11 protein-coding genes are annotated in these 14,890 nt (G+C 38.2%); 1 reads left to right on the top strand and 10 read right to left on the bottom strand.

Going from position 1 to position 14,890, the window contains the following annotated elements:
• Positions 1-28: 28 nt before the first annotated feature.
• Positions 29-1,453 (bottom strand): recombinase family protein, encoded by a 1,425-nt coding sequence (locus tag FPZ49_RS11490; RefSeq protein WP_144846660.1) that lies wholly within the window; start codon positions 1,451-1,453, stop codon positions 29-31.
• Between the two features lie 292 nt (positions 1,454-1,745).
• On the opposite strand from FPZ49_RS11490, the gene FPZ49_RS37465 reads away from it, so the two are divergent.
• Positions 1,746-2,078 (top strand): zinc ribbon domain-containing protein, encoded by a 333-nt coding sequence (locus FPZ49_RS37465; RefSeq protein WP_144846658.1) that lies wholly within the window; start codon positions 1,746-1,748, stop codon positions 2,076-2,078.
• Positions 2,079-2,250: 172 nt separating this feature from the next.
• Here FPZ49_RS37465 and FPZ49_RS11480 read toward each other — a convergent pair whose 3' ends face one another.
• From FPZ49_RS11480 to FPZ49_RS11440, 9 genes are all read right to left on the bottom strand, one after another.
• Positions 2,251-2,706, bottom strand: a complete 456-nt coding sequence (locus FPZ49_RS11480) for a hypothetical protein (protein ID WP_144846656.1) — start codon at positions 2,704-2,706, stop codon at positions 2,251-2,253.
• Positions 2,707-2,730: 24 nt separating this feature from the next.
• Positions 2,731-3,564 (bottom strand): glycoside hydrolase family 25 protein, encoded by an 834-nt coding sequence (locus tag FPZ49_RS11475; RefSeq protein WP_144846654.1) that lies wholly within the window; start codon positions 3,562-3,564, stop codon positions 2,731-2,733.
• Between the two features lie 14 nt (positions 3,565-3,578).
• Complete coding sequence (locus FPZ49_RS11470) at positions 3,579-3,959, bottom strand: hypothetical protein (protein WP_144846653.1); 381 nt, start codon at positions 3,957-3,959, stop codon at positions 3,579-3,581.
• Between the two features lie 9 nt (positions 3,960-3,968).
• Entirely contained in the window at positions 3,969-4,523 is a 555-nt protein-coding gene (locus FPZ49_RS11465) for a hypothetical protein (RefSeq protein WP_144846651.1), read from the bottom strand.
• A gap of 138 nt (positions 4,524-4,661) precedes the next feature.
• Complete coding sequence (locus FPZ49_RS11460; protein WP_144846649.1) at positions 4,662-4,985, bottom strand: hypothetical protein; 324 nt, start codon at positions 4,983-4,985, stop codon at positions 4,662-4,664.
• A 325-nt stretch (positions 4,986-5,310) separates the two neighbouring features.
• Entirely contained in the window at positions 5,311-6,777 is a 1,467-nt protein-coding gene (locus FPZ49_RS11455) for a TOTE conflict system archaeo-eukaryotic primase domain-containing protein (RefSeq protein WP_144846647.1), read from the bottom strand.
• Between the two features lie 320 nt (positions 6,778-7,097).
• On the bottom strand, positions 7,098-7,307 hold the full coding sequence (locus FPZ49_RS36395) for a hypothetical protein (RefSeq protein ID WP_144846645.1): 210 nt from the start codon (positions 7,305-7,307) through the stop codon (positions 7,098-7,100).
• A 296-nt stretch (positions 7,308-7,603) separates the two neighbouring features.
• A complete protein-coding gene (locus FPZ49_RS11445) occupies positions 7,604-8,593 on the bottom strand; it encodes a DUF4376 domain-containing protein (RefSeq protein WP_144846642.1) in 990 nt (329 codons plus the stop codon).
• A 76-nt stretch (positions 8,594-8,669) separates the two neighbouring features.
• Entirely contained in the window at positions 8,670-14,885 is a 6,216-nt protein-coding gene (locus FPZ49_RS11440; RefSeq protein ID WP_144846641.1) for a hypothetical protein, read from the bottom strand.
• Positions 14,886-14,890 lie beyond the last annotated feature (5 nt).

The following is a 14,890-nucleotide window of genomic DNA, read 5'->3' as shown; positions in this document are numbered from 1 at the left end:
GGCCAACCTATGTGTCGCTAGGTGATACCTAAAATTTAAAGGTAATATCAACTTTCTTACCATTAACAACTATGCGAGAAACCAATTGCCTCAAGCAATTCTTCACTATTTGTCTGTCGTCGGATGACCAGTCGCCTTTATAGGTTTTGACTCGCTTAACAAACTGATCTTGAATTCGCTTGGATGAGTCTTGTTGTGCCAATTCTAATTCTTTCGTTATTTCAAGACGTTCTTTTTCAATTCGATCAGCAGCTCTCCGGAAGTCCTCTTTGTTAATTTCGTCATCTTCATACAATTCAATTTGTTTCTGCATTTTATTATTGATCTTTTTCAACCTATCCTGAAGAGCTTGAACGTTAACTTCGGATTTTTGAGTAGTTTCTATAGTCAGCATATTAGCTTGTGCGTACTCTTCAATCTTCTCTAAGGTTTTTATTATTGCAAGTTCTACTTTATCCCGAACAATGCTATGCCGAAAACACTCGCCTTTTTTATGGTAAGCAGAACACAGGTAATGAAAATATTCTTTACTGCCTTTCTTTCGGTATTGACCAGTCATGTTTGCCCCACAGTGCCCACATACAGTCAATCCTGATAATAGCCATCTGTCATTATCTGCTTGTGTTTTTGATTTCTGTCTAGAGCTTATAGCCATTTGCACTAATTCATATGTTTCTCTGTCAATTATAGCCTCATGGTGATTTTCATTCACGATCCATTCTTCTTTTGGTCGTGTTTTAGTCTTGTTCTTTAGTGTGTATTTGCGATTGTAAACGAACATTCCTGCTATAGTTTCTCTTTGAAGTAATTTACGTACAAACCCTTCTGAAAACGAATTTCCGTCCTTTGTTAATTCTCCTTTTAATCTGATTGCGATTGAACGGCAACCATCGCCACTGATAGCCCAATTTGCCATCTTCCGTATAATTTCTGCTTCCCTTTGATTTATAACGTATTCTCCATCAACAACATCGTATCCATAGCAGGGGCGATTTATGACCTTATTGGTTTTCTTCGCGAGTGACTTCATATTGTCTTTAACACGTTCTCGTATGCGTTCGCGTTCAAATTCTGCGAATGCTCCGAGAATTTGTAATACCATTCTGCCAGCAGGAGTGGATGTGTCGAAACTTTCACTTGCTGAAACGTAACCACAATCATATTCAACTAAGTCATCAATAAAAGTGAGTAGGTCAAGCAGGTTACGACATAGACGGTCAATCTTCGTAGTCACGACCATTTGGATTTTATTATTTCTGATTTGTTCAATCATCTCTTGAAGCTTAGGACGATTCATATCTTTAGCCGAATAGCCATCGTCTTCAAAAACCTCATATTCTTCCCAATCCATGGCCTTACAATACGCTTCTAGACGTTCTCTCTGTTCAAGGAGTGAGTTACCCTTTGTCGCTTGTTCATCAGTACTAACACGTATATAAATTGCTACTTTCAATTATTTGTCCTCCCGATTATCGTTCTCTAGAATGTTTAAATGTTATGATTTGTTCTTCTGTCCAAATGGGGCTACTGGCTAGGACTTGAACAGGTTGCGGAAATTTTCCTCGTTTTATATAATCGTTCAGGAGTTGTTTTGACCATCCCAAATACTCAGTTACTTCTTTATGGCCTAATAACTTTGGGATGACATCGTTATTGCTCATACAATACAGAACCTTTCATAATAAATTTGTACAAGCATATTATATCATTGTCACTTTACATCGTAAAGGAAGAGGGCACACGTTATGTACCAGTTCGGAAATGGAAAAATTTTGTGTCTCGAATGTGGAGGGAAATTTAGAGGTAAGCAATTAAGGACTCATAACTCATATACATGTACGACTTATCAGAAACAGGGGAAAGATGCTTGCACCAATTTCACCATCAAAGAAACTGATATCATACATATTGTTGAAACACACTTGAAATTGAAAGGTGTACGTGTTGAAGGTTCATTATGTGAACATGTGCTCAGAATAGAAGTGAAAGATCGTGGATTTAAAATTTACTATCTTGACGGTTCCAACAGTATAGTGAATGACCATTCATCTGAATATGGCGTAAAGTTCAAATATTGACTTTTAGGGGCAACATGGGTATTTTTTCGATATAAGAGAGGAGGGAGGTTTAGGACGCATTACAGAGCCATTTGGAACGTTTTAAGAGGGGGAACGTATTTTCGTGTAAAAATGATAAAAAAAGGGGTAAACTCAGCCTAAAATAGACCAAATTTACCCCTAAAAGTTATCCTTAATTTGATTGTGTTAATTGAACAGATTGATTTGATTGTGCATCTTGAATAGTTTGTTGAACATTAGTTGTAGCCACTGGAATAGTTGGTGCTTGCATAATTGGCTGTTCAGTTTGATGCTCTTTTGCAATAGCAACAGCTTCATCAAACAATTGTTGAACGAGCATACTAAACATTGGCTTACTAATATGTACTCTAACTAATGCTGGAAATTTGTCATACGCCTCTGAGACAACGAAGTCGAACTTATTTTTTCCTGTGGTTAGCAGTAAGTCAGTTGCTTTCTTCTCTACAGCAAACATAAGAGTCTTGGCTAAACCAGTTGCATAATTCTTAGAAGATTGTTGAGTGTATTTATAACCACCAACCGTTACCAAGAAGAAGCCGATAATTGAACTAATCGTTTCCCAATTTTGACTTACCAATACAAGTAAATCATTTAAAACTTGAATCATATGTATTCTCCTTTATAATTTATTTTATTGACCCAATGCTTTATTACGTCTACGCTCATCAATAAATGTCTTCAGTTGCAGCCATTCCACAACATTAATTTGCCTGTCACGCACTTTTTGCACCCAAGCCCAACTTTCGATGATTTTCTCGTTATAAGCATCCCCTACAAATTTATCGAGTTCCTGCCAACTCCAATCATCCATCACTACTGGTTTCATGTATTCATCATCCTCGTTATATAAAAAATCTTGAATATTGCCGTTAAATTCGTTCATATCAACATTTGTCGAGATGCCATCTACACTTCCCGATTCTGCCCATTGAAAGAACAACCAGTCAGACCAAATTCCATTTTCCATTGGGCGAATCGCACCATAATGCGCCACCCACAAAGGATACATAGATAAGTCGGGTTCAAAATACGCAGCCGCGAATGAACCTCCAGTGTAAATTATAGGTAGTTTTCCTGTGCTGTTCTGAACAGTCTGCAAAAATGTCCTTGCCCACGAAGATACCTGAGATTTGCTATAATTCGCACCATCTAGACTACCTTGCTCTAAATCCAAAACGTAGAATAAATCAACTTCCAACCCGTTAACAACAGAAAGAAAATGGTTTGCTTCTTGCACAGGATCATTAGAGACATGAGCAAAATGATAAAAGCCAACTGGAATTCCAACTCGTTTTGCCTCTGAGTAGTTATAACTTAGAGTATCATCGATTGTTCTCGTGCTTTCTGTGGCTTTCATAAAAACGAAACTAATTCCTGCATTTTTTACTTTGTCAAAATCCACTTGACCATTATGATGCGAAATGTCTATGCCTTGACTATTTGTTGCTTGTCTTGATGAATTCATTTATTACACCTTCTTTACATTTTAGGCATTGTCGTCACTGTTGTCTGAGTTGTAGTTTGTTGAACTTGTGTTGGATTAGGATTGATGATAGGTGTCTGATTAGTAATAGTTGGCTGATTCATTCCATATCCATACATATTTGAGTTATACATGTTACTGTTTTGCACTGGCACATTAGTTTTGTTTGCAGTGATATTCCCTGCAACAACAGAGATTGCATTAAATCCAGCTACCGCTGAAATTATTGTTATCGTGATTGATGTAAGTTGTGGAGGAACATCGTGATATTTAATTGCCATAAAACCATCCAAAATCAAGATTCCAATAAGCGATATCGCTAGGAGGCTGACTTTCAATTCGTCCAGTGAAACAAGATTTTTAAACCAACTATTCATACTTTACACCTACTTATTAATCAAATCCTTATATGCCTTTTCACTCATAGAAACTTCGTAACCTTTTCTTTGTGCCATACGAGCCATAAACGTAGGAGTAGATGTACCATGTGCTCCTGTTCCTTCACCACGATGACAAATTTCATCTAAAATTAATTGATTATAAATTGTGTCTGCTGCTGTATCATCACAAGTCCATATTTTATTTCCCTGTGCATCTACAAATTCTGTTTCTCGTCCGTTATAATGGTCAACGAAAAATTTAAAAAGTTCGTCCGATGTTTTATAATCTCTTTTTACATGACCATGAAAATCATAATGATGAAACAAAAAGAACGCTACTCTTTTGAGATCGAGTGCGTTCCAATAAGCTCGTTCAAAGATATGATGACTCTCACGTTTATTCATGGTTCCACATATAAAGCATGGTAAATGTTCGACTACTTCTAATTCATGTTTTGCATTACGAAACTCCAATGTTTCTGTTCGTCCACCATGTTCAGGGAAATGCTCAACTTCAGTAATACGATGGATTTGGTAATGCTCATTGACGATATCTTTCATTATTATTTCACCTCCCAAATATTAACTGTTTTTTCTGCATTATTTGGTTTATAATAGATGTATAGAACGGTTGATTCTTGCTAATTGGTTAATCTCCCTGCGAATGGCGATTGATTAATTGCAAATGAAACCGTTCTTTTATTTGCTTGCATACAAAGCCATAATAGCCACAAACATTGCTCCAAGAGTACCAATGGTTTGTAACCAAATAGGCCATGCAGACTTTGTTTCTTTCTTCTCCTGTCTCACCTGATCCAATGCCGTTTGAAGACCATTTATCTTCTCATCTCTCAGACGCATCTCACCATTAAAATAGTCTTTAGTTACAAAGGTATCGTCTCGTTTGTCAAGTTTTGTTTCTAGACGATTAATTGCATCTGTAAAAGTTTGAAATACAAGTTCGAATTTCGTCTCCAATCGTGTTAAGCGTTCCTCAATATTACTCATTTCATTGTTTGGCACTGTTACCCCACCTTGTTTTTGATATATATAAAATAAAGAGACTGCCCCTTAGACAGCCTCATAAAAGTGGAATCTATGTTAACCCTCGTATGAGGATTGTTTTATTACTTACTAAAAGTAAGTTGTACGATTTGGGGTACAATACATTATTTATTAATAATCTTATACCCGACTAAAATAGTGTGATATGCGAAATCACTATTAATAGATATATTTATTATATTTAAGGAATCTCTTGACCTTGAACTTTTCCTGTGAATCTAAAGGGTGAGGTAAGTACAAGGAGCAAATGTAATCATAATTAATTAACAATTGTAAACAATATTCACCCAAGTAAACTTTTATATTGTCTCTGCGATAAATTTTTCCTTAATTCCTTATCAGAAAAATAAAATCTCAAACACACATCAAAATTGTCCAATTCCTCAGTGGTAAAAACTTCTGTTTCAATTAAACCATCAGATTCGAGACTCCTTTGATAATTCATTCGATACAGATTAGGTAGCATTTTCGCTAATCCCTTACCCTTCGGTTTCCTTCCTCGTTCTATACACTCGACAACTCCAAGTTTTATTAATTTATTTACCTGTGCTTGAACGGCTTGATCGTACAATCCCGTTGCGGTTTCTATGTCTTTAAATGGCATATAAAAAACGCCTTGCTTATTTGCATGACGTTTAGAGTGAATCAACATAGCGTATGTAATTAGTTTCTGATTTTTCTCTGGACAATTGTTCATTATCCATTTAATTTCATCGCATGTAACCGTCAAGTCTTTCTGGTTTGCAGATAAATTATAGTTTTTTTCATAAATGTCTTTTGTTAATTGATCAATATCTCTGCAACATTCATCCAATGGAGTTGTATAAGTATTAGGATTCTGCCATTCCATCCAAGCATAAAGTTCTGCTCTATTTTGCTCTTGACTTAATCCGCAATATTTCAAATACATCCCAAGCAATAATACCGAATTGTGTCTGCTACCTTGTACTTTTAAACCATTAAGAAGCAAATCCTGTGCTCGGTCTATCGAAGAATCTTCGCTTTGCTCATAACTTGGTAATGGTTTGTGTGGACTAATGGCATCTTCTGTACTAATAATTTTATTTTTTTCTTGTTTTGTATCGATCTTTTCTGAGGTATTTATATCTAAACCGATAATATCCAATATACTTTCTGATTGGATTTTCTTGATATTAAATAAAAATTCCTCACTGTTCTCCTTGCTCATTACTGTCAGGTTATCTGGATAGCAGAATCCGCAATAGTTACCTGTTTCCTGATGTATTCCAAGAGGCAACTTAACGCCCTGAGTACTTGTTGGACGAAATTCCACCTTCTTGTCATCCAAGTTTAAACTCTTTATTAGGTGTTCATAAAACTTTTTCGCATGTTTCCATTGGATTAAATCATCAAAGAATATATCGATGTGATAACCCTTGTTACCACTAAAACTAATATAGTGTTCTGGAATGTGCCAATCGGTAAATTGTTCACTAATTTTATTTGTGATCAATTTAGACATTTCCAAGTTTCCTTTATAATCTACGTCAATAGTTATAAATTTTGTGAAAACTTCTTTGCAAAATGTCCCAACTGTATACTCGCCATTTAGATGTGATTCAATCATATAATCTAATAAGGCTTTATATTTTTTACCTGTTGATTTGCTGATTTCACCTTTTCGATAATCACGATAACCATAATTTTTATCTTGAATTAAATAATGCCCTCGTTGTATTAGATATAAATCGCTAAGTTGCTTGATTATATTCCCTTGATTAATGTCCATTTCTGTTACCTACTCTTGCTCTTATACTCTTCTAATGCCTCTTGTAATACATTAGAAATAAGAAATAGGTGGAATACCTTGTGCGTATCTAGATGTCTTGCTTTAGTTAGGTAGGGGATATTTTTATCCTGTTTCAAGTATTTAGCAAGATTAGAGTCGTAACAGTAAAAAAGATTGAGTTTTTCCATATTGAATAATTCCTCCTAAGATTAAAGTTTTTCATTTAAACAACACAAAAAGACCACTCCAACAAAGGAGCAGCCTTAAACAAATGGGAAGATTAAGGTCTCCGTCACCACGCAGGAGACCTTACCCATATATTACCCTTCAATTTCAACCAAATATTCACTTTCCCATAAATCTTGAGGCGACAAGTCAAAAGTAGGTGTTTTATCTTTTATATTCATAAACTTACCAGTAACGTCATACATCGCTTTTGCTAACTCTTCGCTACATATGAATTTATCAGGATCATCATAGTAAAAATACATGCCTAATTTACGTCTAAAGAATAAGGCCACGCATTCCATGTAACCGTAGCTCCTACCTTCAGTTTCAAGAATGCACTCCAATATCTTTTTCCTTGTTTCTAAGTCGCATGTTAATCTTTTGACTTTATACTCATATTCATCTAAGCTCTGGAAGCCGCATGTTCTAAATCCGTTTGCCTCGAACACAATGTTGCCTGAAACGAAATAGGCACAATGGGTTATATCCGAATCAGTAGCCCAAGAGATTAATTTACGTATGATGATATCTCTCAAAGTTTCATTTTTACGTTTTGTAACGAAAATAACATCACAAGGTTGTAGATTCATAATCTCACCTACCACTGAATAGCAGCTACATCTGCTCTAGTTTCACACGCCAATACTTGATTCTTGAGAGTCCAATACTTTGCGATGTTGGTTTGTTTAAACGTCATACCATCGGCGTACAATTGTTTAAATTGATTTACTGTATGAGGCTTATTTCCTTCAGCAGTTTTCCACATGATATCACCAGTAATCATTCCTGCTGTAATTCCATTGAGTGTTCCACCCATATTAATTTGAGCTTCGTAATCAAAGTCATAATGGTTTTCTTCGCCTAAAGCATCAGATGTAAATCCTGCTAAGATGAACTTGTTGCAAGCGTCATTTAACTGGTCAAGTTTAGTCTGCTTAACTTGTTCTAGAGTAGGATAATTTTGAACCTCGTCAACAGTGAACAAAGTTGGATATTGAGCAACCGAAACTTCTGTTCCACTCTTAATTGTCTCAAATGCTTGAGATAATTCCTCTGTCCACTCGGGGGAGTCAGATGTGATAAGTTTAGGTTCTTGTGGCTGCATTGTTACAACAGTCTCTTCAACTGTTTTCCAATAAAGGAGTTTGCCATCAGCGTCTTTTTTCTGCTCCTGAACAACCTCAGTCGTTTGCAACAAAAGAGGAGCACCAACGTTTACAGTTTCTTGCCCTGTTACATTTCCTTCATCATCATACACATCGACAACTTGAGTTGGTTGATAAGTTTTCTGTACTCCTGTAACGGGGTCAAGCATAGGAATATACTTCACCACATCCACGAAAATTGGTTCATTTCCAGTTTCTACGATAGTTTCAACTTGCTTTGTCACAGTTGATGTGAGTTCCAAATCGGGTTGAGCAAGAACATAAAGCACATTGCCTTCAGTGTCCAACTTTGGCAATTGTGCATCCTGTTGAAGCACCTTCTTCAAACCTTCAACATCTACATCCAAAGAATACTGGTTAAATCCAACAGGAATATCGATGCCTACAATTTGATTGTTGGAATCAATGATTATTTTTGACACGCAAATTCACTCCTTTCAGTGTGAAAAGAAAAGAATCTCCCACAAGTTAATGTAGGAGATTCACATATTTTAGTTATTACTTTTGGAGCACTCTACCTTGGAGTTTGAACACATCCCAAATTCCATCTACCGCTTGGAATTGGAGACTAGTATTTCTGCTCTTACGGAAACTAACCACAACCATTTTTAATTCTCCATTGTCAATGATGAGCATTGGAAGTGAGATTAATGCTTCCGATGGTAACGTTGATGGCAGACTAAACTTGTAAGCCGCTGCACCAATAGACTGTGAAGTAATTGTATCGTTGGTGTAACCTGCTCGGCTAGATGCTCCTCGCACTACGGTTTCAGTAGGTGTAGAATACGGATCAAAATATAATCCCGAAAAAGGAGAAAATCTGTAGCCATTATTAGAAGTTAGCGAATTTCTCTTGAGTGTAACATTGTCAATAGTAGTAAGCACACCATCAGATGTAAACTTTTCAGCGACTAAGTTATAGTCTGCTATTGGAGTTGGGAGTTTTGTCGTCACATTTCGAATCCCCACAAGATCAACATCGGTTGCTGTAGATGCTGAACCTGTACCCAATGTGCTAATAATCGGAGTTCCAACAGCCATAATTTTAGACCTTGCAACAGAACCGAATCCACCATACGGCAAATACCTATAGCTCCACCCAATAACGCCAGCTTGAGCGACACCAGAATATCCTGTATATCGGTAGGAGTGTACAGGGAACCATGTTTTGATTTCCTTGGTCTCTGGTCTAACCTTCACGATATTGGACTTATTGTAATCTACGTAATCCGCTAAATTAAGGTCAAGCTTGATATAGTCGGTGTAGATATTTGATGGATTTGTTGCCGATGCAGGATTTGTGCTGTGAACAAGGATGTAGATTTTTTGGTTGCTTGTAATGTAGTTGGTTTGACTTCCATTATTGACAGTCATAGCGACCGATGATGGAGTGCTCGTTGTATTACTCCAACCTCCAAAGGTTGCCCACGAACCTGCTCCAGTTGCATCCCACCATTTAACGGTTGCGCCATAAGTCAGCGCACTTGCATTATCTCCGCTACCGTAGCCTACCCATGTAGCCGTGATTGGTCGTAACGCTTTCTTCAACTCACTCAACGACATGCCAAGATAGGATAAATCGAACTCAAAAAGTTGCTGAGCGTACTGTCCTGCTGTAGAAGATGAGTACGACCATAAAACACCATCTTGTGTTGTTACCGGATCAATTAGATTAGACGCTGTATTCTCTGCATAGTTAGAGAAGCTCGGAATCGGAGATGGGAACGATGCACTGTTTAATCTGCCTAATCTATGAGGATTCTCAACAACACTTCCAGCAACTTTACCCAAATAGTTCAGCGTAATCTTCTTATTTCGTCCTGCTGACCATGGAGTTGCGGTTACACCTTCTTGGACTTTCATTCGACGAATCTTAATTACATCACTTGCACCGGAATTATTAGTAATTTTTAATCCGCTTAGACCGGACTGCCCTATTACAGTAGTTGTGATTAGCGTTACAACTTTCTGCCATGTTCCCTTTTTTGTCAAATCATAACTGCCTATCACTTTCGTAGCACCTGTAAAGTTTCCATCGTCATGAATTTGCACAGAAGTTGCTACACTTGCAGAAGGAACGAAAATTTCTGCGCTAAATGCATACGTAGTTGCTTTAGGGAGTGTTACAGATGCATAGGACAATCCATATCCAGTCGATGGGAAATTTGTTACAAGTATTGTTCCGATATCGCTACTATCCACACTATGTGTTACACCATTGACTGCTGTAAGTCCACTAACATCCACCGGAAATGCCTGATTCGAATTCAACAAATTCTCATTCATCACAGGGAACAAATTCTCAGGCGACAACACTGTAAATCCAGTTTCCGTATTCCCATCAAATGCCGATTTCATGCTAGTATTGAGTGTGATGGAAAGTTCAATGTAGTCGGTGTTAATTGTGGAATAGGTTACACCGTCGGAAGGGTCTGCGTAGGCGATAAAATACATATAACCATTTGCGTCGATGTAGTTTCCGATATTAGAAGATGTTCCTACAGCCATTACTGCTACAGCATTTGTTGCATTCGTAGCCCAAGCAGAACCCCATGAAGAACCTGCAACACTCCAAACAGAAACGCTTGCTTTATTTCCTGTGGGAGATGAGCCATAGCCGTATATATTACATAGGAAGTTTGTAATATTAGCCTTCAACCAAGCAACCTTCGCCGCTGTACCGTCAACAGGGATTTCACCGTATTTGTCTTCGATGGCTCGGATGAGGTCGAATTGGAAAAGTTGTTGAGCGATCGAACTTGCTCCAGATGAGTTTACTACGTTAAGTGCGCCATCGAGAGAAGAAATATTTGCATAGGTTGTACCAGAGCCCCCAACTTCAGCAAACGAACCATTGGACGGTGCCAGTAACGTTGTGTTAGACCCGATATTGCTGTTAATCCATTTTGCAATATGAGGTACAGCATCTGTATTCCCTGCAACCTTGCCCAAATAATTCGCCTTAACACTCACCGTCTGACCACTAATCAATCTCTGATCATTCACACTCGCCTCAAGCACATCCGTAGGCACGTTTCCGAAGCCTTTTCCTGCTGGATAGTTAACCGAATAAGAGCATGAAATGTTCGTTTGATTGGCATTTCCTAAAGTAGCATCTGTAGCGGTAGGCATTGTACCAATAGTGAATGTAGCCGACTTTGTGCCAAGGTTAGTCCATGTTCCCGGCATAGAGATGGAATAGACAGAAGTTGCATCAGGAGTTGTCGTCCACGCAGAAACCGTAGCGACCTTCGTAGAGCCTGTGTAAGCCGTTATCGTCTTGGATTGTCCCGCGCCTGTACCGGAGAGAATCGTAACGATCAAGTTGTTGTAATAGTTATCTGTGGCAGATGCATCCGAAGCCAATTTGATGGTTGTTGATGTGGAACCCGACTGAGCCGTTTTATTCTGCTGTGTTGTGTATGCTATAGATGGCAGAGTGTTTGTTCTAATCACCATGTCACCCACTGAAACAGTGGCGGAGCCTGTCATGGTTAAAATTTTGTTCGTGGTATCAATGGATTGTACAGTCCACCCGACAGCTACTAAATTACTTGAAACAAGATAAAAATTGACTGTATCATTAACAGCGAATTTAGATACGTCATCGACATAAATAGCCGTAGCCCCACTTGCATTTTGAGTAACGCGCGCCACAGCAGCATTATTACTTGCAAGCAATCCATCATTCGATGAAATAACGAGTTTATCGCCTGATGCCCATGTACCTGCTGTGGCCTGAGTTACGGCAATATGCTTTTGCGGTGTCATGAGTGCTTCGATGACATCTGTGCGAGTTTCGCTAGTTTGAGCATCTGAGAATGTTGAGCGTTGACCAGTAAAGCGTCCACCATTAACGTTATCATATCGAGATACAGAGTTATTACCCATGTGAGCGTTATAACCTTGGTAGTCAGCAGGGATATACCAGCGACCTTTAGGAACATATACATTTTCTACCGAGCCTGCTTCCACCTTAATGTTCCAAACGGTAACAGGTTTTGTATTATCTGTTGCTCCCTGCCTACGGAATTTAACGTAAACAGTATTTTGAGTAGGAGTAAACGAGAATGAAACATGCCCTGTTTGCGATGCCTTTGACACTACATCATTTGTTGTAGAAGTGTAGCCTATTTCGACATTTAATGATGCCCCATCCGAAGCTATTGCCGTATCAAGATTTAGCGTATATGCGGTTCCGCTAGCTACAGATAATTGAAATCCTTTACCCCATACACTAGCGGAACCATTATAAATGTTTAATTTTCCGCTTATCCATGCATTATCATAGGTAGAGTTTGTGCCAACATTAAAGGCAGCGTTATCTTGCTCCTGTTCTCCATAAACTAAGTTCTCCACAAAGTTTGGTTGTGAATCCACATAAGGGAATAAAGCACTGATTTTATCGCCACCTGTGTAGTTCGGGTCAACGTCGATGAGGTTGTATGTGGCTTGGTCGATCTGGTAGAGACGAATACCATCAAAATAACTAGTGCTTGTCCCTGTTGCTTGCTCGCCGAATAATATGCGGAAGCCGTTAGGCGTGGTAATCGCACCATTAGCAGGAATCTTAAAATAGAGTGTCTGCCATTTACCAGTTATAGCAGTATTAGCTATCGCAGAATATCGTTGTGTAAACGTGTTGTAGTCTCTAATGTCAATTTGAATGACGTTTCCGCTCGTATATGACTCAATATATACATCACATGCAACGAGATAATAGCCCGATGTAAAGGAAGAAATACTGTAATCCTTATATGCGTATAGTGAATTGTTACTGGTTACAAATTTAAGCGAATTTTTTCCGTACTTTGCCTGTGTTGTAGAAAGAGTACCACCCGTAGTCCATTTGCTTATGTCTTCACAGTTACCGTCCGTACCTAAAAAATTCACCAAATCACGACTCGTACCATCGCTACCCTTAATCGTCACCGATTGCAAACTTTGTGCCAATCCCAATGGTGCTTTACGTAACCCCCAAGTTTCTTTGATGCTCGTTTTCGTATCCTTAGTGGTTAAGTTTCCACGAAGAAGATTATCAAAGTTTTCTTCGAGCAATTGTTGATAATTTACACCTGTTAAGGATACTTTGTGGCGTAGGTCTATGATGTCGGAAGAAGAAATTACATTACTGTAAAGTGAATCAGGTCGGTCACTTTGGATTACTACGGTAGAACCGGAAGCATGAGCAGAATCAGCATTTCTATCTAAAGTTAAAGTTGTACCACTGATTGCATTGATTTTATAGATAGATGATGAACCAATTTTAATACTATTTCCAACACTTAATCCTGTTGCACTAGCAACTGTAACCGTATTAGATATGGTGCTTGCAATAGCAGATAAAGTAGTGGAAATAAAATCAACACAGCCAGAAATATTGTCTTTTCTGTATCCTCCGCTATTACGTCTTTTTACACGAGCAATTGGAATAGCGTAAACTTTTCCATCGAACGTTGCTAGTGTAGTTTTATCACCAGCAGAACCCGAACCGCTGACGTATAATCCCTGATCCACAGAATCTTTAGTGAATGTATAAGTGGTAGGAGATGCTTGACCACCTTGAGCAAATACTACCGCAGAATGACCTACACCTTCGGGATAGGCTGTAAAATCTACTGCATCAACCGTCCTAAATCTAGTGCTTAATTGATATCCATTTCCCGTAGATGGGAAATATGCCTCCACGAAAACAAGTTGATCTTTCATTCCAAACGAACCTGCATTAGGCATAGTAATTACTGTTTGAGGTATGGAAACTTTATATCCATTGATATAAGCAATAAATGCACTAATAGTAAACCCATTTAATGTTGAAGTAGAATCTGTGGTTAATGCACTTACAGAAATTACACCGCTGTGAATAGAGTCGCGTACAATATCTGATTTGGCTTGGTCAACAACGGAAACATTGGAAACCGTCTCTGCACCAGAAATATTCAAATTGTTTATCTTTAACCAAGTGGAATTAGATTGCCATCTCCATACTCCATTATTTGCATTATTTGAATCCGAGGTAACTACATACGTGTCACCAACTTGCTGACCCGAAGATGGAAGAAGGGAAAAAGTAGCAAGAGTTCCCTTATGTGAAATCTTCATGTCAGTATTAATAGCGTTAATTGTGCTCGTCGCATTTGTCGATGCTGTATTTGCTGCTGTGGCTGCTGTATTTGCAGAGGACGCAGCAGAAGTTGCTGTGGAAGCTGCACTAGTGGCACTGGCAGTCGCTTGATCACTCAATGTTTTTGCTGATTGAGCATTAGTCAATGCCGTATTTGCGCTTGAAGTTACACTCGCTACTTTCGTATCAATTTGCGCTTTTGCATCATCTACGTATTGCGTTAATGTTTGGGTAACTAATCCATTTGACTGAGCCGTGAAGACCCTGTTTGAACTGAGAAAATATCCACCCTTCCCCTTATAAGTGAATACCAATTGCTGATTATTTCTCCCAGAATTTAATGTTGCTAATCCTTGATTATAATCGATAATATACTGATTTATAGTTGGCGAACCGCTAGTAATCTCTGTTAGTGTTAATGTTCCATCAGTGGTCGTTACTTTAACTCGCTGAAAATCATCAGGAATTTCGCTCAAATTTACAACAGAGTTAATCACTTGTTTTGGTTCGCTAATTGAAATATAGGGGTCATCCACCGTCCCTTTTCTTAACTGCCCAATTACTGAATTATCATAATCGAAAACCGACATTTATT

The organism is Paenibacillus cremeus (genome assembly GCF_007786445.1).
GTDB classification, from domain to species: Bacteria; Bacillota; Bacilli; order Paenibacillales; family NBRC-103111; genus Paenibacillus_G; species Paenibacillus_G cremeus.
The sequence above is the reverse complement of the archived record's forward strand: the minus strand, read 5'-3'. Positions and strand labels throughout refer to the sequence as shown.